This window comes from Agrilactobacillus fermenti (assembly GCF_021030645.1).
GTDB lineage: Bacteria > Bacillota > Bacilli > Lactobacillales > Lactobacillaceae > Agrilactobacillus > Agrilactobacillus fermenti.
In genome coordinates, this window is record NZ_JACGCJ010000003.1 from 49,157 (window position 1) to 73,957 (window position 24,801).

The window sequence follows — 24,801 nt, forward strand, 5'->3', positions numbered from 1 at the left end:
TTTACAATAATTGAAAACGATTACTTTTGTGCTAGAATTTAGGTGTATCTTGATACAGCTAGTCAAAGGGGGATCGTTTTATGACAAAAGTATTAGCAGTTTTATATCCAGATCCTGTAACGGGTTTTCCGCCAAAATATGTGCGGGACGATATTCCCAAGATTACCCATTATCCAGATGGATCATCAGTACCCACACCAGAAAATATTGATTTTAAGCCTGGTGAACTGTTGGGCAGTGTTTCCGGTGGGTTAGGTTTAAGAAAATATTTGGAATCTCAAGGCATCGAATATGTGGTCACTTCGGACAAAGAAGGACCAGATTCGGTTTTTGAAAAAGAGCTGCCGACAGCTGATGTCGTGATTTCACAGCCATTTTGGCCAGCGTACTTAACCGCTGAACGCCTGGATAAGGCTAAAAATTTAAAGTTGGCGATCACCGCTGGAATCGGGTCGGATCATGTGGACTTAAACGCAGCCAATGAGCACAATGTAACTGTGGCTGAAGTGACTTATAGCAATAGTATCAGTGTCGCTGAAGCTGAAGTGATGCAATTATTGGCGTTAGTACGTAACTTTATCCCTGCGCATGATATCGTGCGTGATGGCGGGTGGAATATTGCTGATGCCGCTTCACGGGCTTATGATATCGAAGGCATGACGGTTGGTGTGATTGGCGCTGGCCGAATTGGTCGCGCTGTTTTGGAACGGCTAAAACCTTTTGGTGTAAAGTTAGTTTATAACCAGCGGCATCAGTTACCAGCAGACGTTGAACAAAGTTTAGGTTTAACTTATTATCCTGATGTGCATGAAATGGTTAAGATCGTTGATGCAGCTGTCTTGGCGGTACCGCTACATGCCCAAACTTACCATTTATTTAATGATGACGTCATCAATACGATGAAACGTGGCGCCTACATTGTGAACAATAGCCGTGGTGAAGAAGTTGATCGCGACGCCATTGTGCGGGCATTGAAATCTGGACAGTTAGGTGGTTATTCTGGCGACGTCTGGTATCCACAACCTGCACCTAAAGACCATCCTTGGCGGACAATGCCTAACGAGGCAATGACCCCACATATGTCTGGGACGACCTTGTCAGCGCAGGCTCGTTATGCTGCTGGAACGCGGGAGATTTTAGAAGCCTTTTTAGAAAACAAACCCATTCGGCCAGAATATCTGATTGCTCAGGACGGCCACTTAGCTGGTACTGGTGCGAAGGTTTATACCGTTCAAAAAGGCCATGAAACGCCAGGCAGTGGGCAAAAAGATTCATAATAGCTTCGGACAAGAACGTGATATAAAAAATGCCGATCGCCTTAATGCTTACGGAATTCATGGTTAGGCGATAAGCATATAGCGTGCATTTGAAATTAAGCTATTTGTAACTAATAGAAGTCGGAGACAAGATGTTAGTTTTGTCCCGACTTTTTATATGCAGCTATACAGAATTTTATTTTAAAGAAGGTCTTAATTGTTTTAAAAAAGCTAACGTCTTACACTTAGCTTAGAAGCAGGTTAATGAAAGAGCTCACAAGACTCAATTTGACTGTGAGGTAGTCGTTATGAGTTTAGGTCTGTGGCTAAAATATAAATGGCGAAACGATTATCGATCTGTTTGGCAGAATTTTCATTTAATGACACTTACGGATCAGTCCAAATATTTCAACTTATATCGATTAGGCTTGCGGATAGTTGGGCTGGGTGTTTCATGGTTACTCGGCTTTGGCTTCATGTTTTTAGAACATCAAATTTTACAATTCACAATATTTACCAGCTGGATCGGCTATTTTACGATTTTTTATATTTTGACACCTTACTTTGAGCGTCAAATTGCTTATCAGCAAATTAGTGATAATGAATTAAATTTTTTAAAGTCGCTTTTAAAACTGTCCAAAGTTCAAGGCGAGTATTTACGCTTGATTTACTTTATTGAGTACGCACTCTTTAACACCTTTCTTAGTGAGCTGCTGACAATTGTTGGCGCAAGTATGGCTTTGAAAACGCCCGTGTTTGTCACGATTTTGATTGCCATTCAAGGCATTCTTTTCCATTTTATTTTACTGTTCTTCTTTATGATGGTTCATGAAATTGCCGTATTCGTAAACGTTAAACATTTTTGGCTAAGATATGGTATTTTCGGCCTAGGCTTTGTTTTACTTGTGTTAGTTATCAAAATCAGCTCGTTTATTGCTAAAAATATTGAGCCGTTTATTACAAATAACAGGCTTCATTTTGCTGGTGCTGTCAAAGCGCTGCTGTTAAGTGGACAATCAGTTGTTATAGCTGTTAATGCTTGGTATCCTGGCGCTCTTGTAATTCGAAATGCTTTCGAACCAAATCTAGTTGATAGTTTCAAGATTTTAGTTTTCTTGTTGGTAATAGTCAGTCTTAGCTATGTCTTAGCAAACCAGGTAAGTAGCTACAAACAACGAAATTTTGTGATCGCAAATCAGCCCATATTTTTAGATCGGTGGCTACTCAACCGATTTAAAACTGTCCAAAACACATTGTTTTATGTTTACTTGAAGGAAATGTTTATAGGCAAGCTTGGCGCGCGGCGCAGGTATATGCTTAAAACGCTCTTGTTAATGACCGGTATGTTTATGATGACGCACAGTATGGCGAGTTTATCGGGAAAACTGGTTTTTACTTTTATAACAATTACTGGACTATTAATTTGGAATCATAAAGATACTTATGTGGAACAAATCCTCGGATTTAATGCGCCTGAAATTTTACTGCTGGCCAATGTTTCCAACTTCACTTTTCTTTTAAATAAAGTCATTGCCGGGATAATCGTACGTTATTTTGAAGTTATAAGTATAGTTGCTTTTGTGGTGGGCTTGTTGCCAAGTGCTTCGATTATTTTAATTATGATAACTTTGGCGTTGATCATGATGCTGGGGCAGTTAGGTACTCAAATCTTAACTAGTCCGTATTTACAAGTACTGCCATCAAATAATCAATGCATAAATCGGGATATCTCCCGCATTCGCAGTCGAATTAGTCAGCTTATAAGACTACCGATTATGTTTAGTATGGTTTTAGCATTGAGTCAATTCCAGTCCCTGACGCAACCGATATTTTTGGGCGCCATTGGATTGTTTTTGCTTATCAGTGATGCAATAATCATTGTATTTTTAATGATTAATAAATATCTGAATTTATCTCATCGACACATGATTTTATTTGGTGTTTTAAGTTTGGGCGGTGCGATGGTACTGGCTTTAAACCAAGTACAATTATTTCAAAATCAAAACGGGGTGGGGCTGGTCTTGGTTAGCCTTTATTTGATCAGACTTTATTCGTTACTTTGGACGTTAAGCCGACAGGGACACTTCCCAGTAATTATGGCGCGGAATTTGAGCAGAAAAAGGAAGTAGGTGACGATTATGATTCGCTTAGAAGCCGTTTCCTTGACGTTAGGCCATACAAAAATCTTAAATCGCTGTAGTTGGTCTTTCCCGGATACAGGTCTATTTCTATTGAATGGGCCTAACGGTATTGGCAAGACAACGTTATTTAGATTACTAATGCAAGACGTGGTGGCTGACACTGGTAAAATTATTTTTACAAATACTAGCAATGATATTTATCTAGTACCGCATGAGCCATTCATATATCAGCAGCTAACGGGTAAAGAATTTTTAGAATTGATTTATAAGGTACGGCATCAGCCCGCAAAGTATCAGACCAATATTTGGCAGTTGTGTCAACAAGTTCATTTGAGCCGATTTTTAGATGATCAAATAAGGACTTATTCACAAGGCATGATCAAAAAACTGGCCCTAATTGCGGCCATTGCGGCCAATGCACAGGTGTTATTGTTAGATGAGGTCTTTAGTGGCATAGATAGCACTTCGATTCCGGTCTTTGTAGATCAGTTGAACCAGTTGAAATTGACACATCTTATTATTTTAGTGACCCATCAAGCAACCATACTTCAGCTGATCTCAGCACCACGATTGACAATTAAGGACGGCCAACTAAGTGATGGTTGAAAATCCTTGTGTCACACTCAGCTAAAAATATAATAAAAGGCCAAGTGAATTGCGGTGTCTAAATTTAAATTGTGTGTAAAGCGACGCAATAAGATCAAAATAATTGTCGTGACCAGCAGAAAAGCCACCTATCCGTTATATCTAAAAATTATGGCACCTTGAGGTGATCGTAATAGGTCAAGTGGTGCTGGACGAGATGCCAGACCAAAAAGATACCAAGCCAAACGAACATAATGGTACTAAGGGCAATGATAAACAGATGCATATAAGAAAAGTGTTCGATAATGATGCCACCTAATAAGGGTCCTAATGCCCGGCCAGCAGCACCGAAAGCGTTTAGCAGACCCTGATATTTTCCCTTACTGGCCGTGGGTGTCAGTAAGTTAACAAGTGCTGGAATGGCTGGAAAGGCAGTGGCTTCCCCAATGGTCAAAATAATCATGGCGAGTACAAAACTTGAATAACCCTTGGCAAAAATCAAACTGCCGAAGGAAAGGGCAACCATAAAGATACCGAATTCGATTTGGATAAATAAATTTTGAAAATGATGGCCTAGCCAATTTAGCAGTAATTGAATGATGACGATCAAGCCAGCGTTTAACGTCCACAACAAACTGTATTTACTTAATGGAATATGTAATGTCGTCATATAAACCGAAAGATTTGAGACCCATTGTTGGTACATGATCCAAATCAACAGCAATGCAATCAAAAAGGTTAGCACCAACCAGTGATTCCCCTTGGGCAAGGCTACAACTGGTTTTTTTGTATTGGACTTAGCATGATGTCGCTGTATATGCGCGATGGGGCGATAAGTGATGGCGACAATTAAGTAGAAAAAAATAAAAAGGACCAAGGCAATGATGAATAACCAGGTCACCCCAAAGCTATAAACGTAGCCGACCAATGAGGCACCTAGGACGGCCCCAAGATTTTGGGCAAAATAAAGCATATTAAATACATAACGGCCATCATGGTTATGAATACTGGTTCCAATCGCATTGACTAGCGTCAGGTTCCAGCCTTGACCTAAACCTAATGTAAAAAGTAATACCCCAAAAATAGGCCAGTTATGCCAAAAGACTAAGGCTAATAAGCTGGACATCGTCAGTAAAATACCACTTAGAAGCAAGCGATAAGGGTTGTAATGATCATAAAGATAACCGCCAAGGTAATCACCAATCACACTTGCCAAAGAATTAAAGAGTAGTACAAGACCCACCAGAGTTAAGTTGATGCCTAGGCGATTATGGAGGTAAACGCTGGTTAGTGGCCAGATAAAACTCATACCCGTACTACTCAAAAGGGCGCCTGCTAGTAACCAGGGTAATTTGATTTCTCGCACAACCTCATACCTTTCTAATTAATTTACCATCTATTATAGGCGCTTAAGTATCCGTGTGCGACAACAGAATGAAACCGAAAACGCTTCAATTAATTCTTGAAACGCAGTTCAACCGTAAATAGGCGTAATAACGTAATAAATAGCTTATTGAAAAATTTCGATGGCAATTTTATTAGAAACGTGTAGAATGAGCACTGAAAAATCAAGTTTATGAATTATGAGGTGATTATAATGTGGTTATATCGTAGTGTTGCTGTCTTTCTAGTCGTTGTCATGTTCTTTCGCTTGATACATACGCCCAAATATCATGATAGTGGACATAATCATGTTGGATTCCGAACACCAGCGGCGCAAGCAGATCCTAGAAGCTGGTTGATCGCTCAAAAATTTAGTGCCGCTTATGGTTTATTAACGAATTTGGCTCTGGTTGCGTTGTTCTTTTGGAATCGGCAAATGACTTTGAAACTAGCCGGTTGGTTGGTTCTTTTTTCAGTAGGCTCTTTATTCATTTTAACGGAAATTGTGGTCCGTTTAGCCAAGCATATGCGTCAATCTCAGGTGTAGCCTATGAAAAAACAAAAAACGCCTTTATGGATTCCCAAACATTTTGGCTTTGGGATTCAGTTGAATCCGGATAATCCATTGGGCCGTAAATTACGGAAAATTATTTTGATCAGCGTGATTGCCTTTTTAGTTGTGGCATTTTCTATCGCTTTTTACCAGCAAAGTCAGGGATATTGAATATTACGGTTCGGTCGTTCTTTTGGCTTTTAAAGTGAGGACGCTTGCAATGATGCCAAGGCTCATAATGAAACTCATACATAAGAAGCCAAAGTTAGCACCAAATTTATCATTAGTGAGCCCCATTGTTGTAGAGGCAAAGATATTCATAAACTGAGCGAGTCCATTCCACAAAGAAGTCACACGGCCCATAAAGGGCGGCTTAACGATTTTCATTAGAGCAGTATTTGTCACTACTCTTAAAGCAGAATTGGAAAAGCCAAGGCCAAAGGTACTCAGGAAAAGTAGACCGATAAAATGCCAGAAATATAAGCTGATAAGTACCAAAGTGGCGAGTGAAAACAACATGATCATTAACGGCTTTTGTCTAAAGTGTGCAATTAACCCACTTGTGATTAATCCAGCGCCAAGGCCACCAATGCCGTAAAGCATATCAGCAGTACCATAGACGACGCTGTTGGTTTTCAGAATCGTATAAACGTAATCTGGTGAGGAAACATTGAAAAGCTGTGTCACAATTAATGGCAGGATTGATAACAAACCAAGGCTGATGATCGTTTGATGATGGCATACATAAGATAATCCCTTTTTGAGACCTGAGTTTTGTGCGTCGTTGGTATTGACTGGTTGCTTGTCTTTAGTGACGTTCAAAATCAATAAGCTTGCGATGACAAAAACTAAAATATTAACAACCAAAACAACTAGGAATCCAGCATAATGTAAGATAATACCGGAAATTGCGCCAGCCATGAACATACCGACTTGAAGTGAGATTTCAATAAATGAATTTGCCGTGCCTAAATATTTTAGGGGCATAATAACTTGAATAAAACTTCGTGAGGCTGACATGTATGTGATCCATCCAGCGCCGGTAATGATTGACAAAATAAACATAAGCCATATATTAAAGCCTGTTAAATAAAAGATCCCTGCAATCAGTATCATCGGGATGGCTCGGCCCACGAATGACCATAATATGACATTTCTGCGTGAGTATTTGTCGGTGAGCGCACCAGCTAAGGGCGCCATCAAAAAGCCGGCCAACACGTTGATGGTTAAATAAAGCCCGACTAATTTGCTGGTATGGGTTTGTTGCAGCATGTACCAGTTGGCGCCTACGGTCGTCATGCCGACCCCAAACCCAGAAATAATGTCAGCTAGGAAGAAGTTCCTAAATCTTTTTGAAAAAAGCAAGTGTATGTGGTTATGACGCATAGCAGGCCTCAAGGAACTTGTGGTTCAGAAAGTCCAGTTTGTTAATGGCTAATTGATCGTGGGCTATATCTAAGGGGCGATTGGCTGTTCCGATAACATAGTCCGTAAAACGCCAATTCCAGAATTGACAAATATATTCAAATTGCTGAATTGTCGGTAGGCCTTTGACGTGGGGATTATCACCGCCAACAAGCAATAAGTAAACGATTTTATTTTTGATTTTTTGCCGCAAGTCAGGCACCGTTGCCAAACTTTGTGACCAACGATCAATAAAATTTTTTAACAATCCTGAAGGACCGTACCAATAAATTGGGGTGGCAAAGACCAAAACATCGGCTGCTAGTAATTTGTTGAACGCTGCTAGATAGTCATCTTTAGTAAATTGCCAGGCTAAGCCGCTGTGTCTTTGATCTATGATTGGGTTGATTTGATATTGGTTAAGATCAATACAGTCATGTGGCAGGCCCTTAAGCAATCGATCAGCCATGAATTTGGAATTGCTATCTTGTCTGCTACTCGAATTAATTTCTAAAATAACCATGATGTTCACTCCTGTTCGTAGTTTATAGCACTAGGGTAACATCATTGTTATAATGGCTAAGCGTAGGTTGCATATAGTTTACAAAGAGAAGGCTCGACATATGACGGATTACGGACAAACTTTTAAAGAGTTGCGAGTGGCTAAAGGTATCAGTTTAACCGCAGCAGCCAAAAATGTTGTTTCAAAGTCGTTTTTATCACGTTTTGAACGCGGTCAAAGCAAGATTGTTTTTGATAAGCTTTATCACTTATTATTGAATATCAATGTTTCGATAGAGGAATTTGTTTACATACATAATAATCGAAACAATTGTTACCAGCCATTTCATTACGAAGATACTAAGGATTATGCGGACGCACAAAGCATCGCATATTCAAATCAGCTCAAAAACTATTATTATCATAAATGGTTGGTGAATCGAACAGAATATAACTATGTGAATTTCCTTAAAGAGAAAGCAATCTTGGCCAAACATCAGGCCGCTAACGTTGATTCAGAGGAGAAGTTTTTTCTGTATAACTATCTTTTTGAAAAGGAAACTTGGACGCATTATGAAATAAGGCTTTACATGAGTATCATAGATTTGTTTTCACCAGACCAGACATTTTATTTAACACAGCAAATGTTGAAAAATGGGTCCGAAATGATCGATGTCAACTGGAACCACCAAGCAGATTTTTTATATATTATCTTAAAAACAGCTTTCATTATGGCATTTCAAAGTAAAACGGCCGAGTTGGTTCAATTGATCGAGCAAGCAGAACATGCAATTCATAACGAACAATATCTTTATGAAAAAAATGTCTTACATTTCATCAAGGGGCTGTTAAATTATTTGAAGGGCAACCCTCAAGCAGCTGAAGAAAAGGTCAAAGAAAGTCTTACTGTTTTTCGGGTACTTCATTCGCCTCAGCTGGTTAAGTTATATGAGAATTATTGGCATGAATTTTTAGATGAGCTTGGCGAAAATTGTCCGACTACTGAGAGCTAACAAAAAGCCCTTGTCCAGCTAGAAAAACTGAGCAAGTGCTTTTTACTTTTTTGTCTTTAGACCTGGTTGTGTACTGTACGGTCTGAAATAAATGCAATCTAGGTTATTTTTTTAGAAACGAAAGCATGTTCTTCTCATCCGTTTTCATGCTGCCTGCCAGAAACGCAATTATTACGGCAATAACAGAAAGTACAAATTCCAACAATGACCACTTGAAAACTAGTGTTAAAACTAACGGTACCAGGGCTGCAATTATCAAAACGCCATCTCTAGGCCCTAAATTAATATAAGGATACATCATTAGATATCACTTCTTTCATTTTCTAGCTGATTTAAGTCATACTAATTCAGTTATCAGCTTGAAGTACCATGATAGCTACTGACAACATGCATGGTAACCGCTTACTGATCTATCCAAATAAAGTATTACACTTATAACTTTTCTCTGTCAAGAGAAGATATCTTTAAAAATGGGTGTGATATTACTGTTTGAGTAAGTGATATAAGACTATAGAGGGCGAGACAAAACGTCAGTTTTGCCTCGCCCTCTACTTGCAAATAATTAAATTTTAAATGTGTTCCAAAAGGCGCTCACATAAATTAAGCATTAAATTCTTCCAGATATTTTCTAAACGGTACTAAATCACTAGATTCATAAGTCTTATTAAAGGCATCAACGTCAGCTTGTGAATGACCAGCTTCGGTATCGATCACGAGGCCTTCCACTGGAATTGGCCGTTCGTCAGCAATTTTGACGTCAATGACAACAGGACCATCTGGATTTTCAGCAGCTTTGAAAGCAGCTTTTAATTCAGCCAATGTCCGTACGGTGAATCCTTTAGCACCTAGAGCCGTTGCCGCTGCACCCCAATCGGCACCTTCGATATCTACCCCGTAATGACTTTGATGGGTATCATCTTGTTCGGCCTTGATGAAGCCAAAACTATCATTACTTAAGATAACGTTGACAACTGGTAACTTGTATTTGACTTCAGTAACAATATCTTGGGAAGCCATCGCCCAACCGCCGTCACCACTGATCGTAATGACCTTGCGTTTAGGATAACTTAATTGTGCGGCTAAACCTGCAGGTAAGCCATAGCCCATCGTTGCAAACCAGCCAGAAGTCGTGAATTTTTGTTTTGGATTCATGTCCAAGAAACGCACAGAGTCGATCGTGACATTACCAACATCTGTAGGGAAAATCGTATCTTCGTCAGCAATGCGGTTGATTTCTTTGTAGACAGGTTCAACACGTAATGGTGTGCGGTCGCTATCGGCAAAGCCAGCGAGCCATTCGTGCCAATTCTTAGCATCAGCCAAAGCAGCTTTATAAAAGCCGGTTTCAGCTTTTTGATGACCACGCTCTAAAATTAATTCCATTGTTCGTTTAGCGTCACCATGAATTGAAACATCAGTGGTGTGGCGCTTACCAAACTTAGAAGAATCGATATCTACTTGGATAAACTTAGCCGCTTGATTAAAGAAATAAGCAGCAAATGGGAAGTCACTACCAACAAACAAAATCGTATCAGCGTTGGCCATGATGTCATTGCCTGGCTTTGAAGCTACCCGTGCAGCCGTGCCCATGTAAGCCGGGTTGCTATCAGGAATCAAGCCTTTAGCTAATACAGAGGAAACGATCGGCATCGAGTAAAATTCAGCCAATTTCTGAGCGACATCAGAGCCCCCACGAATACCTTGGCCAACATAAAGTACAGGCCGTTTAGCGGCATCTAGCAACTTGATGGCTTCATCTACATCTTTGACATCAGGTTCATAATTTGGCTTCCGGTAGTTGTGGGCTGTGGAAACATAAGTATCTGGAATATCTTCCCAACCCATGCTAACAGGGATCGTGACAACGGCCACACCATTTTTAGCATAGGCTTGACGAATCGCCTGATCTACCACATGTGGTAATTGTTCCGGTGTCATGACGGTCCGGTTATAAACGGATACGTCAGCGAACATTGGATTTTCATTCAATTCTTGGAAGAAGTCGGTATTCATTGCTGAAGCGGCGACTTGACCAATCAAGGCTAAAACGGGCACATGGTCCATTTTGGCATCATAAAGACCGTTAAATAAATGGGTTGCGCCAGGGCCGGCAGAACCGAAAGTAACCCCGATTTTACCAGTCAATTTTGCATCGGCTGCGGCAGCAATTGCCCCAGTTTCTTCATGACGGACTTGAATGTATTTGATTTTAGCTTGTTCTTCAAACAAAGCATCCATCGTGGAGTTGAAAGAACCTCCAGGAATACCGTAAAGATGATCAACACCCCAGTCTTCAAGAACCTTGACCATTGCGACACCGGACTTAATTGTATCAGTCATAAAAATACCCTCCAATTTATCTCTTACATTTAGTAAGCAGTGATTTCATTTATGAGTATAACGCTTTTTTAAAGCGGATACAATTATATCTTAGCTTACTCACCGATTTTTTTCATGTGATTGAACTTGGGAAGTTTTTTATCCTATTATTGGCACAGTTTTACGGCCTGTTATTATTATCTTAGAAAGTAGATTTATTTATTGCCGATCATTTGATTTAGAAAAAATTTTAGCGTTTTTTTATGGTAAATGGAACGTTTTTAATGTTGTTAGGCTTAGTTTGTTTAACGAGCTTCTTGATTCAAGACGGTAAAATAGACCAATTTTTTGTGGTAAAAGTATTGCTTATTTTTTGTAAGTGTATATAATAGGCTTTGTTCTTACAAAAAGTTAGCTATTTGGAGGTCCTTAGATTGACAATTGTAAATGGATACGAACAAAGTGATCGTGAAGAAAAATTAAACATTATTAACTTGACCGAGTTAGAAGCTAAGGCCAAAGCTATTATTCCCCAAGGTGGGTTTGGATATATTCGTGGTGGTTCAGAAGACGAATGGACACTACGTGAAAACTCAAATGCGTTTGAACATGCCCAAATTGTCCCTCGGTCATTAACTGATATGGAAAATCCTTCAACCGAGACAAACGTCTTTGGTTTGAACTTAAAAACACCAATTATGATGGCACCAACTGCTGCTCAGGGCTTGGCTCATGCTCAAGGTGAAAAAGACACAGCTAAGGGCGTTGCAGCTGTCGGCGGCTTAATGGCACAAAGTACTTATTCATCGACATCCATTGCCGACACAGCAGCTGCTGGCAATGGGGCCCCACAATTTTTCCAATTATATATGAGTAAAGATTGGGACTTTAACGAGCATTTGCTTGATGAAGCTAAAAAAGCAGGCGTGAAAGGAATCATTTTGACCGTTGACGCTACGATCGATGGTTACCGTGAAGAAGATATGCGGAATAACTTCCAATTTCCGATTCCAATGGCTAACCTTTCTGAATATTCAGATGGTGATGGTAAAGGCAAGGGTATCGCAGAAATTTATGCTTCTGCTGCTCAAAAGATCAGTGGTAAAGACGTGGAACGCATTGCTAGTTACACGGATCTACCAGTGATCGTTAAAGGGATTGAATCACCAGACGATGCTATGTTAGCTATTGGTTCGGGGGCCCAAGGTATTTATGTTTCCAACCATGGTGGCCGTCAATTAAACGGTGGGCCAGCTTCCTTTGATGTTTTACCAGCTGTTGCCAAGGCTGTAAACCATCGGGTGCCAATTATCTTTGATAGTGGGGTTCGGCGTGGTTCTCATGTATTTAAGGCTTTAGCATCTGGGGCTGATTTAGTTGCAATGGGTCGGCCAGTCATTTATGGCTTGGCACTTGGTGGTGCATTGGGTGTTCAATCCGTTTTCGAAACTTTGAATGATGAATTGAAGATTGATATGCAATTAGCCGGTACGCAAACCATTGAAGATGTGAAACGCGCACAACTCTTGCATATTCATTATTAGTAAAATGCATTAAAATTTAAATTGTAAATAACGTAAAAGACTGAAGCAGCCGTACACCTATTTAGGTAAACAAGGTAAGTAATCCTTGGTTATCTGGATAGGTGTATTTTTTATAGGCAGTTACAGCGTATTTAAAATTTATGTTGGTTTATTTTAGATTATTCGGCTTTATGTAGTGTCTGGATACTCAGTAAAAATGCACATCGTTCAAAGGCCAATACTTCAAAAAGACGACACTGCGAATGTCATCGGCAGATACGAAACCGAATTGACGACTATCTCGAGAAATACGGCGGTTGTCCCCCAAGACAAAGTAATTGCCAGCCGGGACTTTAGCCGTACCAGTAACCTGTTTTAAAGTGAAATTGGCAGTTAGGTGATCACCGGGAGCTAATTTTTCTTTGTAAGTATCTAAATAAGGTTCGGAGACGGGTTTACCATTCACAAAAAGGGTATCGTCACTAGCGTAAATGCGATCACCGGGTAAGCCAATGATACGTTTGATATAGTGATGATCACCATTTTCATCAGGTGCCTTGAGAATAACGACATCACCGCGTTTGACTGCACTCAATTGATTACCGAGCACACGGTCACCAGGGTTAAAGTTGGGCTGCATTGATGAGCCAAAGATTGCCTGGTTGTTAAAGACAGAAGTAAATAGAAATAACGCCACACCAATGATGGCAATAATGATTAAACTCCACTGGGTTATAAATTTAAATATTTGATTATGAATGATTTTTTTCCAAAAAGGTTGCAAGGTATTACTCCTCCAATACTGCTTTATTGTACCTTATGGATGAAGTAGGTCGCATTCATTTTCTGTAAGGAACTGTAAAGTTTTCTGAAAAAGTGTTAAACTAGTGAATAATTTGACGACCAAATGGGGGAATGGTATGGCTGTCTTTTTCAATAGTTTATCTGGCGTTCTAATTATTTTGGTCATGATTGCCGTGGGATATGTACTCACACGTGTTCATTGGTTCGATGACCGGTCTAGTCATTTGATTGCCAAGCTTGTGACGCAAGTTGCTTTGCCATGTTATATGATGGCGACAATTATGAAAGATTTTACGCGCAAGCAGCTGGAAACTTTGTTACCAGATTTGCGGTTCCCAGTTATTTCAATGTTGATTCTCTTTGCTTTTTCTTTTGCGGCCGTGCAGATCTTTCGAATTCCGAAGACACGAGCTGGACTTTTTAAGTCGATGTTCTTTAATTCAAATACGGTATTTATTGGTTTGCCAGTTAATCGGGCACTGTTTGGGGATGCCAGTCTACCCTATGTGTTGGTTTATTATATGGCGAACACCTTCTTCTTTTGGACATTAGGGGTTTATTTGATCAAAAGAGACGGCAGCTCAGATGTGGCCTTTAATTTATGGACAGCCATTAAAAAAGTTTTTTCACCACCATTATTTGGGTTCATCCTCGGCGTGATTTTTGTGATTTTAGGCTGGCATTTGCCAACATTTTTGATGTCTGACTTGCAATATATTGGCGGTTTAACCATTCCATTATCCATGTTTTTTATTGGTATTCAGATCGGTATTGTTGGTTTGCATTCATTCCGCATCACGAAAGATGCACTTGGTATTTTGATGGGCCGCTTTGTATTTGCACCGCTTGTGATGGCACTATTGGTGCTGCTAACGAGATTACCAATTTTATTAAAGCAAGTTTTTATCATGCAGTCAGCGATGCCAGTTATGACCAATGCCCCCGTTGTGGCTAAACTTTATGGTGCAGATGCTGACTATGCTGCCATTATGGTTACCGAAAGTACGGTGATCAGCATGGTGATTATTCCGATTTTGATGACAATTACGCAAAACATTCGCTAAATTTTTAAGGGAGTCCTTTTACTTGCGAAAAACTTTTCTATTCGTTTTAGTTTCAACATTCTTGTTCAGTTCTATGGAAATTACATTGAAAATGGCTGGCAGCGTCTTTAACCCCATTCAATTAAATTTCATCCGATTCTTGATTGGTGGTTTGGTGTTGTTGCCATTAGCCATTCGCTCGATGCGCATCCATCATTTAAGATTGGACCGTTCTGCACTTTTAGGCTTCGCCTTGACCGGATTATTGTGTGTGATCGTTAGTATGACGCTATTTCAACTAGCTGTTGTCTATGGTAAAGCTTCGATTGTGGCAGTTTTATTCAGTTCCAACCCAGTTTTTGCGCTGATTTTTTCTTACTTGATCTTACATGAGAAGTTATCGCGTACAAATTTACTTTCGGTTTTGGTTTCTACCGTTGGTTTGATCATGATCATCAACCCATTCCATCTGTCGGCACCAGTTGGCATGATTTTAGCAGTTGGGTCAGCTATCACGTTTGGGTTTTATAGTATTATTTCTCGTAAAATCTCTCAAAACCAAGGTTTCGATGGCGTGACTATGACGTGCTTTACCTTTATTTTAGGTAGTTTAGAGTTGGCCTTTGTGATGGCCTTAAGTCATTTGCCGTTTGTTGGCGCCCTGATGGGACAATCTGCACTGGCCAAAGATTTTGTCAACATGCCTTTCTTTGCCGGCATTTCCAGTCAAACGATTCTAATGATCTTATATATTGGTATTGGCGTCACTGGGGCTGGTTTTGCAACTTACTTCATTGCTATGGAACGCTCTGATGTTTCTACTGCTTCATTGGTTTTCTTTATTAAACCAGCATTGGCGCCAATCATGGCCTTATTCATTTTGGGTGAGTCCATTGCTGTGAACACTTTGGTCGGTATTGCGATTATTTTAGTAGGTTCCACAATCAGTTTCTTGGGACAACGCAGTACCGAACAAAAGAATACAATGGCTACCGACGATTATTTAGATACAGTTGAAGCAGAAGGTGAAGTTGCTGATAAAGCGGCGCAAGCACAATTAGTGGCAGATCGTAAAGCGTTGGCTGCCAAAAAAGCAGCTTTACAATCTAAAGTGGCAGCGACCAACTATGCTAAGCGTAATGAAACAAATTGAGTTTCAGTGATTAGTTTTGATTGATTTGATAGGTACTACAAAAATGGGATCAGTCGGCAAACGAAAAGTTTGTGCTGAATCCCATTTTTATTAATTTATTTGAGTTAGAAAACTTGGAGGCCATCTTTATCAACCGAGAGATCTAAATAGGTATCTTCTGGCCATTGTTGTTGTAAGGCAGCCTTAATCGCCTGCCGTGAAGTTTCAGGTGCAATGGTGATCAAGGCTGGGCCGGCTCCGGAGATCAAGGTGGCATAGGCGCCGTTTTGTTTGGCGACGAACCGTTTAGCCTCTAATTCTGGGACAAATTGATCCCGGTACGTCTCTTGTAATGTATCTAGCTCCATCATGGGACCCGCCAGTTTTAAGTCGCCCGAGATAATTGCTGCAATCATGACGTTTGAAATCGCACTGCCAGTGATGGCTTGATCATAAGCAATCGTTTTGGGAAGTGCATTACGGCTTTCGTAAGAAGTTAACTTGTGATTGGGGACATGAACGATAATTGCTGCTTCTGGGAACAAATGACGGACAGAATAGACACGTTGCTTGACCATGGCTGTAATTACGAAATTGCCCCGAAAAGCGGCGGCAACATTATCCGGATGATCTTCAAACGAAGAGGCCTGGGCAATTTTTTCGGTCATAGACAAATTTAGATCACCGAGGCGACTAGCTAGCTCAACACCAGCAACGATGGCGGCTGTACTACTACCTAAGCCACGTTCAGTGGGAATATCCGAATGTACGATCAAGAGGTGAGGCATGACGTCAGGCGCAATTTGTCGTATGGTTTCGACCATTATATTGGTATAATCAGTAGGGATACTGGCAGATAAGTTATGTTTAACCTGCCATTCAACGGTTTCAGGGCCAACCGTTACCGTTAGATATAATGAAAGAGCTAAGCCACAGGAATCAATGCCCGCGCCTAAATTTGCTGTGGTCGCTGGAACTTGGATTTTCATGATAACCTCCAGTGAAAATTAATATATTCTAATTATATCTCATTTTATTGTCATTTTCATTTTTTCAAAGGAGTTCTTTAGATGTCACATCTGGTACTTGTACGTCACGGCGAAAGTGTCGCAAATCAACAGAACGTTTATACTGGTTGGTCTGATGTGCCATTGACGCTTAAGGGTAAACAAGAAGCACAGGCAATTGGTAAAAAACTAGCTGAATTTGATTTTAAGTTTCGTGCTTGCCATACTTCAGTGTTACAACGTGCAATCATGACAAGTTATTTAATTTTAGATGCTTTAAATTTAAATGATCTACCGCTATATAAATCGTGGCGCTTGAATGAACGTCATTATGGTGCGTTACGTGGCTTGAATAAAGACGATACGCGGCAGTTATTTGGCAAACAACAAGTGCAGCGTTGGCGGCGCAGTTTTACAAGTGTGCCCCCACTACTTTCTCGCCGCGATCAGGATCGTCGCTATGCCCAACTAACTGCTGACTGTATCCCACGGGGTGAAAGTTTACAGATGGCCGCCAATCGGTTAGATCCTTATTATCAGGAACAAATTGCACCCAAATTACGCTTAGGCAAAGATCAATTGGTTGTTGCTCATGGGAGCAGTTTACGTGCTATGATCAAATACATTGAGCAGATTTCTGACGCTGACATTGATGGCGTTGAAGTTGCCAACGGTGAAGCTATTGTTTATCAATTTGATGCTCAGTTAAATCTGCAGCGAAAAATGAGAATTAAAGCGAATATTTAAATTTGATAGAACTAAAAAAGATCAGCTTCTTAAAGAAGTCTGATCTTTTTTGCGATACCCCAAATGAATTTGCTGACACTATCCAAAAATGTATGGTGTGTTTTTGGATGCAGTGCTGTTGCTTTTGTAAAGTGCTTTTGACTTTTGATTTGTTGCGTTTGATTGTCAGCTGCTGTTTGATCATCATTGTCGGGAATTAATCGCACGCCATTAGGTATGTTGATTTTAAGGGTTTCATCATTGAGTAATAAGATTCGATCTGGCGCCGCCTTCACATGAGCATCAGCTGCAGGCTGTTTACTAATTGTAAACTTTTGATCGGCTGGGCCGGTGTAATCAACTTGTTTGATTAAATTGTTTTGGGCATCAAAGACTTGAATATTGCCACTGACCCTAGAATCAACTACAGAGATTTTATAGACACCTTCTGGCGGTTTGACGTCTTTACCCACTTTGAATGTGCCAACTTGGAAATCAATGGCTGCAATTTCACTTTTTTCAGATGGATTGATCAAGTGATTTTGAGAATCGCGATAGGCCACGGAATCTTTATGATAGATCAGTGTTATATCATTTTGGTTGGCTGTGATCGTGCCTGTTAATGACTGGTCTGACTTAAGGTAAGTATACCCAGCAATTTTGGGGGCTTTGATTGTATAATTAGCCCCAATGACATCTTGGACCACTTGTTGTGTGCTAATGGCTTCACCAGATTCATCTACGAAGTGAATGATGAAACTGATTGTTGGGGCACGTCCCGTTGTACCTGACCCCTGATCGGCATTATTGGCTGGTGTATGATTAGGCGCTGGTGTAGCCCCGGTATCTGGTTGATTTTGAGCATCAGTAGGTGGGGTAGGGGTGACATTTTGACCACTATTGTCCGAACTACTGGAATTATGATCTTCATTAGTGCCAGAGTGATCATCAGGTGGATTGGTAGAACTAGAGCTACTAGAGGCAGAAGAACTACTTGAACTGGATGAACTAGAAGAGCTGGATGAGCTACTCGAAGAACTACTTGAACTGCTTGAAGCACTAGAACTACTAGAAGAAGAGCTAGCTGAACTTGTATCACTGCTACTCTCAGAATGATTTGAACTCGTGGTAGCTTGACTACTGGAGCTGCTATAGATAGACTTGTCACCATCATTAGCTTGTCCATCTTGATGCGCACTTTGAGTTGAAGTAACTGGTTTAGAAATAGGATTGTCAGTAGCTGCTTCACTCGCTGCCCAAGAAGGGGTTGAATGCCCAAAAGACAATAAGGGACTTAACGCAACGATAATTGCGAACGTACTTATTGTCTTTTTTTGTGAGCGTTTCATTTTACGCAAATACCTCCAATAATCATGACCACGACTTAGTATTTTAAATCATAACACGAATTATTGATTTATTTATAGAAATAATCTTTTTGTAAACAGGAATTAATATTCGTTACAATTTATTTACAGAAAAACGGTCAATCAAGGTTAAAAAGTTCATAAATATTCGGTTTATCGCTTTGAAGATTATAGGGTATTACTGAAGTCCTCAGGCTTTTGTTTGAGCCGCTTTAATTTAACAATCGGAATTTTTCCAAGAATTAAAGGAATGCGTTCCGTAATCACATCAGCGTATTCTAGACCAAACCAAGTTGCAGGCGAGACAGTGATTTTTTGTAAGAAAAGACGCGCCTGAATAATTGCTTTCTGAAAGCCCTTGATCTCGGTTTCAGGGGATAATTCTTCTTGTAACATGACAAATGAAAAATCACCGACATCACGATCCGGAATTGTTGTGTACTGTTGCGGTTGAGCTGGTAATTCGCCTTTTGCGATCATATCGTTGATAATTTGTCTTAGATAAACATTGACTTTTTGTTCCACTCGAAAGCCTAGATATAATTGGACATTGATCATATAGTCCGTTCCAAATGTTTCGACAGTATACCCGGCAGAATAGGGGTCGTCAGTGACATTGACAGTCACGAACCAATAAACACCGGCTCTTTTTGGACGTTTATCTAAAATAGAATAAAGAATGGTTTTCTTAATATAGCGTTCGTCATGAACCTTAGTCATATAAACGAGGTTCACCGTGTACAGAGGAAAACGGTCGTCTTTTGAAAGAGAGCTGAGTTGATTTTTATAGGCTACTAATGAGACATCTTCGGTACGATAAATATTGTTATTGCGGTAATAGTCCCCCATTTGCCAAATATACATGATGCTTAAAATAGCTGCACCAATCAAAATGGTGACCCAGCCACCGTGAGCAAATTTCACTAGACTGGAAATGAAAAAGATAAATTCAACACTACCGAAAAAGAGGAGGACGCCTAAACTCAAAATTGTAGGGACATGCTTTTTACGCAGAAATTCAAATAGCAATAACGTTGTCATGAGCATGGTCACAGTGATGGCTAAACCATAAGCTGCTTCCATGTGTTCAGAAGTTTGAAAGGTGTAAACAATGGTTAAACAAACGAGACATAAAATCGCATTGACAGTAGGAATATAGAGTTGACCCCGAAAATTGGTCGGGTAAATGACGTGTAAGCGGGGCAGAAGATGCAAACGAATGCCTTCAGAAACCAAGGTATAAGAACCAGATATCAATGCTTGTGAAGCAATAATTGCAGCTAAAGTTGCAATGATGATGGTAAAAATACGGAGTTTACTTGGCAGCATTTCAAAAAACGGGTTAAAATCAGAAATTTTGGCAAAAGCGGCATTATTGTTGTGTTGGTAGATCCAGACAGCTTGACCAAAATAGTTCAGGACTAAGCATAAATTTACATAGGGCCAGCTCGCGTAGATATTTTTTCGGCCTACGTGACCCATATCAGAGTAGAGCGCTTCAGCACCGGTAGTTGCTAAGAAAACACTCCCTAAAATAAAAATACCGACTTTGTTATCTGCCGAGAAAAGCACTTGGATGGCATAGTAGGGATTAAGGGCTCTGAGAATGCTTAAATCTTTAGACATGCCCACTAGACCGACAATACCTATGTAAGTGAACCAAAGTAACATGATCGGCCCAAAAGCCTTGCCGATCAATTCTGTTCCAAAACGCTGGATGAAGAATAGAAAGGCTAAAATTAAAATGGTAACTAAAATAACTTCAGATTGGGTAGAGAGCAAGATCTGATGATTGATCGGGACCCCCTTTAAGCCTTCCACAGCGGTAGTAACCGTGACTGAAGGCGTCAACATACCATCTGCTAGCAAGAAGGCGCCCCCAATCATCGCGGGGACGATCAGCCACTTACCCCGATTACGGATTAAGGTGTATAACGCAAAAATACCGCCCTCACCATTATTATCTGCACGTAAAGCAACTAAGACATATTTAAGCGTGGTTACAATAAATAATGTCCAAAAGACGAGGGATACCGCACCCAAGATAAATCGATCGGAAATGTGTCCCATGCCGCCGTTTCCAGCGACAATGGATTTCATAACATATAGCGGCGAGGTGCCGATATCGCCATACACAACACCTAAAGCGATAATCAGACCGCCAATTGAAAACCGATCGCCTAGTTTGGGTTTTGATTCAAGATTCTTTATTCTTTTCATAAGTTACTGCACTCCAAATCATCAACTAACTTGAAAATTATTGTATACCTTTTTCATGAAAGGTAAAACCATTCAAGGCGTTGTGTTATGAAACACAATTTTTTTTAGAGTTGAAATAAGTAACTGTGACTCTAATTTAAAAGGCTTGGAAAGTCATAACTACTATTAAAATAAGGCTAATCATAGTTAAAAATGTATATTTGATACCGCAAAAAAACTTTAGTCGCTGTGATGATTTTGTGGCCCAACTTTAATATGGACAAATAATAAGACATTTATTCACAAACCATGTAAGCGATTGCATTTTTATACTAATGCGTGCCATACTGCTAAGTGGTAATGATTGATCAAGGGAGGGTTTTAATTGAAACATAGACGACTATTTTTTTATTTAGTAGGGACCATATTGGTGATGATATTTGTGGTTAGTTTTGCTAAATCAACACGTAGTGGTTCGGCTAAGGCAGCTACAACGTTACAAGTGAATGATTTAAGAATTAACTTGATGAAACAACCATTAAGTGTGGCTAAAGAGAATCTGCAATTTTCTTGGGCAATACAGGCAGCTCAAAATGATGTAAAACAAACAGCTTATCGTATTGTCATTGGGCATAACCAGACTGATGTTTTAAAAGCACAAAATTTAGTTATTGATTCGGGTTGGCATGACGCAAGCAAATCCAGTGATGTTCATCTGAAACAAGCGGCACAAAAATTAGCAGATAATGAACTTTATTACTGGTCGGTACAAGTCAAAGACAACTATGGCCAAGTAAGTGCACTTCAGACAGCACAAGCATTTACAACGACACCGAAATGGCAAAGCACACAGGCAATTTGGAATGACCCCAAACAAGTTCCTGCCACTGATTTTTGGGCCGATCATGGCTGGCAGAACTATGCAATTGACTTACAGGTAAAAACGGCCAGCGCTTTAGGGATTGTCTTTAGAGCTCAAAATCAGAAGCAATATCTCATGTGGCAGATTCGTACGGATCACAATGAATTACGCCCACATATTGCGACTGACGGCACACCAAAATTACTGGATAATCAAGCAATCTCACTGAACCAAGTTAAGTTACCAACCGATGCTTACTTTCAGATACGATTAGTTATTCCGGGGCAAACAGTCAAGACTTACATAAAATTACCTCAAGCTGCGGCCTATCAGTTGGTAAATACTAAAAATTTGGCAACGGATTTAACAGCTGGATCAGTGGGTTTCCGCACTGGACGCAGTGAAACGGCTGATGTCAAAGATCTCAAAATCACGAGTTTAGATAATAACCAAGTACTTTATCAGAATGATTTTCAGAAGGCAACGTCAGATTTCCCAGGGACAAAAGTTAATGCTGGTAGTTTGAATATACCTAATAATGTTAGTACACCGAGTCTTTTGACGACTCAAGTTATTGACCCCCAAGAAGGGCTTAAGGGTAGCCTTAGTGCTCAAGACCATTATGTTTTCATGCGGAAAAGCTTTAATGTTGATGATCCAAAACGTATTGATCATGCCATTTTAAATGTAACGGCCCGTTCTGGCACTAAAAGTCGTCAATTTGTTTCTAAGCTTTCATTGAACGGTCAGTTTGTTGGTGTGTCACCAACTAGAAAGAGTAAAGATAGCACCAGTATGTTTTATAATACTTTCGATGTGACCAAGCAATTACGTTCGGGAGAAAATGTCTTAGGTGCTCTAAACTATGCTACTGAAGATCAAGGTTTTTTAGCTCAGCTCACGTTTTATTATAAAGATGGGACCCAGCAGGTTGTGACCAACAGCGGACTGGCAAACGCTGGTTGGTTGGTGAAAGATGGTACCAATGCTTTAGGCGATGATGGTACTAGCTTGGGGACTCAATATTATCAAGTTGCCGCTCAAAATATTAATAATCTAGATTTCCCAAGTGGTTGGGATGCGCCCGGTTATCAAGCAAATGAAACAACTGGTTGGGTCCAGCCGCATAAAGTTGGTGAGATTACCACTGATAAAAATAAGCTAACAGCCTATCCTGTTGATAACATGGCACAATTTGAAATAACACCTGCAAAAGTGACCGCTGAAGGCGAAGGACATTACCTAATTGATCTAGGTAAGGAAATTGTTGGGGGATTAGCTCTCAAAGGTATAAACGCGGATCAACCAGGGCAAATGAAGGTTCGTTACGGTGAGGAACTAGAGAATGGCGCCGTTAAATGGCAAATGCGTACGGGGAACCACTATCAAGAAACTTGGACTTATCGAACGGGAACGCAAGACTTTGTAACCAGTGATTTAATGACTTATCGGTATATTGAAGTTACAGGTAGTCCAACTCAATTAACGAAAGATAACGTTCGTGGCCTTGCACTACGACAAGCTTTTGATAATTCAGCAGCTTCATTTGCATCATCTGACCAACGTTTAAATCAAATTTATGAATTCACTAAATACACGGTTCAGGCCACGAATCAAGACTTGATGGTGGACTCGCAATCGCGAGAAAGGGGCGCCTATGAAGGTGATGTCTTAATCAATGCTTTATCCAGCTATGCTGTTTCTAATGATTATGCTCTGGCACGCTTCTCCAATGAATGGTTAACTACTCAGCGCACTTGGCCTGCTGAATATGTACTCTATACTGTGATGAGTGCTTGGAATGACTATCAGTACACCGGTAATAAGTCTGAATTAAAGCAATACTATGATTTGATCAAAGCCAATGGGGATCAACTATACACGGGCAGTATTGATCAAAATGGGTTAGTCAAGAATGGGCTGCATAATAATGGCTGGAATTCTGTGTTAGTAGACTAGCCCACCACTGAGCGCGATGGGTATGACTTTGGTAATTATAATACAGTTTTAAATGCTGTCGCTTATGGCGCTTATACGGATATGGCTAAAATTGCTAAGGCTGTGGGAAAAACGGAAGACCAAACACAATTTGCAGCGGATGCTGCTAAGGTAAAATCAGCCATGATTCGTGAATTCTATGATAAATCGAAGGGGGCGTTTAAGGATTCAGAAAACAGTACACATTATTCTCAACATGCGACGGCTTTTGCCTTAGCCTATGGGGTCTATGATAGTCCTAAAATGGCAAAAGCTATGGCTCATTATTTGGCTAGTCAACAGAAAATTAAGGGCAGTGTTTATGGTGCTTACTTCTTATTGGATGGTTTGTATAATAGTAATGCCGGTGATACAGCCGTGCAATTTATGAACGGGACAGGTTTACGCAGTTGGGATCATGTGATCAATGATCTTGGAGCAACGATTGCGACTGAGGCTTGGGATCCGTCTTTAAAATCTAATATGACTTTCTCCCATCCATGGGGCTCTGCACCAGCAAGTCAAATCGTTCGGGGTATGTTTGGCATCAAGCCATTACAACCCGGCTTTAAGAAATTTCAAGTGAAACTCCAACCAGGTAACATTGCTAAAGCTAGTTTAAAGACACCAACTGCTAAAGGCACCATCGCAGCAAGTTATCAGAAAGCTAACGCTAATAATGTGTATCTGGACGTGACAATACCGGCAAACACCACTGCGAGAGTGTCCTTACCACAGCCCACCGATCGTGGTAATGCCAAGTTGTTGGTTGATCAAGTACAAGTAACTGCCAAACAAAAACAGGGCTACTTGACCGTTGAATTAGGTTCTGGTAGACATAGTTTGAATACGGATCTCACGCAAGCAAATCAACCTAATGATAATGGTCATACGGATACAACTGGTGATGGGTCTGGGTTGAATTCAAATTCGAATCAAGATCAAGCCAACACTGAACAGACAGGACAAGCACATCATGAACTGAAGTAGCTGGTATTGTACGAAT

Annotated in this window: 20 protein-coding genes and 1 pseudogene; 12 read left to right on the plus strand and 9 right to left on the minus strand. The window is 40.2% G+C overall.

Going from position 1 to position 24,801, the window contains the following annotated elements:
• Nucleotides 1-80 precede the first annotated feature (80 nt).
• The 3 genes from FHQ08_RS01515 (at nucleotide 81) to FHQ08_RS01525 (ending at nucleotide 4,003) form a co-directional block, all read left to right on the plus strand.
• On the plus strand, nucleotides 81-1,277 hold the full coding sequence (locus FHQ08_RS01515; protein ID WP_230912620.1) for an NAD-dependent formate dehydrogenase: 1,197 nt from the start codon (nucleotides 81-83) through the stop codon (nucleotides 1,275-1,277).
• A 287-nt stretch (nucleotides 1,278-1,564) separates the two neighbouring features.
• Nucleotides 1,565-3,385, plus strand: coding sequence for a hypothetical protein (locus FHQ08_RS01520; RefSeq protein ID WP_230912621.1), 1,821 nt, complete (start codon nucleotides 1,565-1,567; stop codon nucleotides 3,383-3,385).
• Nucleotides 3,386-3,394: 9 nt separating this feature from the next.
• On the plus strand, nucleotides 3,395-4,003 hold the full coding sequence (locus FHQ08_RS01525) for an ABC transporter ATP-binding protein (protein WP_230912622.1): 609 nt from the start codon (nucleotides 3,395-3,397) through the stop codon (nucleotides 4,001-4,003).
• Between the two features lie 148 nt (nucleotides 4,004-4,151).
• Here the strand turns inward: FHQ08_RS01525 and FHQ08_RS01530 are convergent, their stop codons facing one another.
• Nucleotides 4,152-5,348, minus strand: a complete 1,197-nt coding sequence (locus FHQ08_RS01530; protein ID WP_230912623.1) for an MDR family MFS transporter — start codon at nucleotides 5,346-5,348, stop codon at nucleotides 4,152-4,154.
• 231 nt (nucleotides 5,349-5,579) lie between these two features.
• On the opposite strand from FHQ08_RS01530, the gene FHQ08_RS01535 reads away from it, so the two are divergent.
• Together FHQ08_RS01535 and FHQ08_RS01540 are read left to right on the plus strand one after the other, a co-directional pair.
• Nucleotides 5,580-5,912 (plus strand): SdpI family protein, encoded by a 333-nt coding sequence (locus tag FHQ08_RS01535; protein ID WP_230912624.1) that lies wholly within the window; start codon nucleotides 5,580-5,582, stop codon nucleotides 5,910-5,912.
• Nucleotides 5,913-5,915: 3 nt separating this feature from the next.
• Nucleotides 5,916-6,089: a hypothetical protein gene (locus FHQ08_RS01540; RefSeq protein WP_230912625.1), complete on the plus strand. Its 174-nt coding sequence runs from the start codon at nucleotides 5,916-5,918 to the stop codon at nucleotides 6,087-6,089.
• A 3-nt stretch (nucleotides 6,090-6,092) separates the two neighbouring features.
• On the opposite strand, the gene FHQ08_RS01545 is transcribed toward FHQ08_RS01540, so the two are convergent.
• Both FHQ08_RS01545 and FHQ08_RS01550 read right to left on the minus strand, forming a co-directional pair.
• Nucleotides 6,093-7,304 (minus strand): MFS transporter, encoded by a 1,212-nt coding sequence (locus FHQ08_RS01545; RefSeq protein WP_230912626.1) that lies wholly within the window; start codon nucleotides 7,302-7,304, stop codon nucleotides 6,093-6,095.
• Nucleotides 7,294-7,845: a flavodoxin family protein gene (locus FHQ08_RS01550; RefSeq protein WP_230912627.1), complete on the minus strand. Its 552-nt coding sequence runs from the start codon at nucleotides 7,843-7,845 to the stop codon at nucleotides 7,294-7,296. The genes FHQ08_RS01545 and FHQ08_RS01550 overlap by 11 nt, the downstream gene beginning before the upstream one ends.
• Before the next feature lie 100 nt (nucleotides 7,846-7,945).
• On the opposite strand from FHQ08_RS01550, the gene FHQ08_RS01555 reads away from it, so the two are divergent.
• Nucleotides 7,946-8,836, plus strand: a complete 891-nt coding sequence (locus tag FHQ08_RS01555) for an Rgg/GadR/MutR family transcriptional regulator (protein ID WP_230912628.1) — start codon at nucleotides 7,946-7,948, stop codon at nucleotides 8,834-8,836.
• A gap of 103 nt (nucleotides 8,837-8,939) precedes the next feature.
• On the opposite strand, the gene FHQ08_RS01560 is transcribed toward FHQ08_RS01555, so the two are convergent.
• Nucleotides 8,940-9,137, minus strand: a complete 198-nt coding sequence (locus tag FHQ08_RS01560; protein ID WP_230912629.1) for a hypothetical protein — start codon at nucleotides 9,135-9,137, stop codon at nucleotides 8,940-8,942.
• A 299-nt stretch (nucleotides 9,138-9,436) separates the two neighbouring features.
• A complete protein-coding gene (spxB, locus tag FHQ08_RS01565) occupies nucleotides 9,437-11,176 on the minus strand; it encodes a pyruvate oxidase (RefSeq protein ID WP_230912630.1) in 1,740 nt (579 codons plus the stop codon).
• A 413-nt stretch (nucleotides 11,177-11,589) separates the two neighbouring features.
• Here spxB and FHQ08_RS01570 point away from each other — a divergent pair, with 413 nt between their 5' ends.
• Nucleotides 11,590-12,699: a lactate oxidase gene (locus FHQ08_RS01570; protein ID WP_230912631.1), complete on the plus strand. Its 1,110-nt coding sequence runs from the start codon at nucleotides 11,590-11,592 to the stop codon at nucleotides 12,697-12,699.
• 187 nt (nucleotides 12,700-12,886) lie between these two features.
• Here FHQ08_RS01570 and lepB read toward each other — a convergent pair whose 3' ends face one another.
• Nucleotides 12,887-13,462, minus strand: coding sequence for a signal peptidase I (gene lepB / locus FHQ08_RS01575; protein WP_230912632.1), 576 nt, complete (start codon nucleotides 13,460-13,462; stop codon nucleotides 12,887-12,889).
• A 136-nt stretch (nucleotides 13,463-13,598) separates the two neighbouring features.
• Between lepB and FHQ08_RS01580 the strand changes: the two genes are divergently transcribed.
• Nucleotides 13,599-14,546, plus strand: coding sequence for an AEC family transporter (locus FHQ08_RS01580; protein ID WP_230912633.1), 948 nt, complete (start codon nucleotides 13,599-13,601; stop codon nucleotides 14,544-14,546).
• Between the two features lie 22 nt (nucleotides 14,547-14,568).
• Nucleotides 14,569-15,678, plus strand: a complete 1,110-nt coding sequence (locus FHQ08_RS01585) for a DMT family transporter (protein WP_230912634.1) — start codon at nucleotides 14,569-14,571, stop codon at nucleotides 15,676-15,678.
• A 104-nt stretch (nucleotides 15,679-15,782) separates the two neighbouring features.
• On the opposite strand, the gene thrB is transcribed toward FHQ08_RS01585, so the two are convergent.
• The gene (gene thrB, locus FHQ08_RS01590; RefSeq protein ID WP_230912635.1) at nucleotides 15,783-16,646 is read right to left on the minus strand and encodes a homoserine kinase; all 864 of its coding nucleotides are present in this window, start codon (nucleotides 16,644-16,646) and stop codon (nucleotides 15,783-15,785) included.
• Between the two features lie 81 nt (nucleotides 16,647-16,727).
• On the opposite strand from thrB, the gene FHQ08_RS01595 reads away from it, so the two are divergent.
• Nucleotides 16,728-17,411, plus strand: a complete 684-nt coding sequence (locus tag FHQ08_RS01595; protein WP_230912636.1) for a 2,3-bisphosphoglycerate-dependent phosphoglycerate mutase — start codon at nucleotides 16,728-16,730, stop codon at nucleotides 17,409-17,411.
• Nucleotides 17,412-17,440: 29 nt separating this feature from the next.
• Here FHQ08_RS01595 and FHQ08_RS01600 read toward each other — a convergent pair whose 3' ends face one another.
• Both FHQ08_RS01600 and FHQ08_RS01605 read right to left on the minus strand, forming a co-directional pair.
• The gene (locus tag FHQ08_RS01600; protein ID WP_230912637.1) at nucleotides 17,441-18,739 is read right to left on the minus strand and encodes a MucBP domain-containing protein; all 1,299 of its coding nucleotides are present in this window, start codon (nucleotides 18,737-18,739) and stop codon (nucleotides 17,441-17,443) included.
• Nucleotides 18,740-18,925: 186 nt separating this feature from the next.
• Complete coding sequence (locus tag FHQ08_RS01605) at nucleotides 18,926-20,977, minus strand: KUP/HAK/KT family potassium transporter (RefSeq protein WP_230912638.1); 2,052 nt, start codon at nucleotides 20,975-20,977, stop codon at nucleotides 18,926-18,928.
• 412 nt (nucleotides 20,978-21,389) lie between these two features.
• On the opposite strand from FHQ08_RS01605, the pseudogene FHQ08_RS13275 reads away from it, so the two are divergent.
• Together FHQ08_RS13275 and FHQ08_RS01620 are read left to right on the plus strand one after the other, a co-directional pair.
• A pseudogene (locus tag FHQ08_RS13275) lies at nucleotides 21,390-24,302 on the plus strand (family 78 glycoside hydrolase catalytic domain); the annotation flags it as partial.
• A 30-nt stretch (nucleotides 24,303-24,332) separates the two neighbouring features.
• Nucleotides 24,333-24,785, plus strand: coding sequence for an alpha-L-rhamnosidase C-terminal domain-containing protein (locus FHQ08_RS01620; protein ID WP_230912681.1), 453 nt, complete (start codon nucleotides 24,333-24,335; stop codon nucleotides 24,783-24,785).
• Nucleotides 24,786-24,801: the final 16 nt, after the last annotated feature.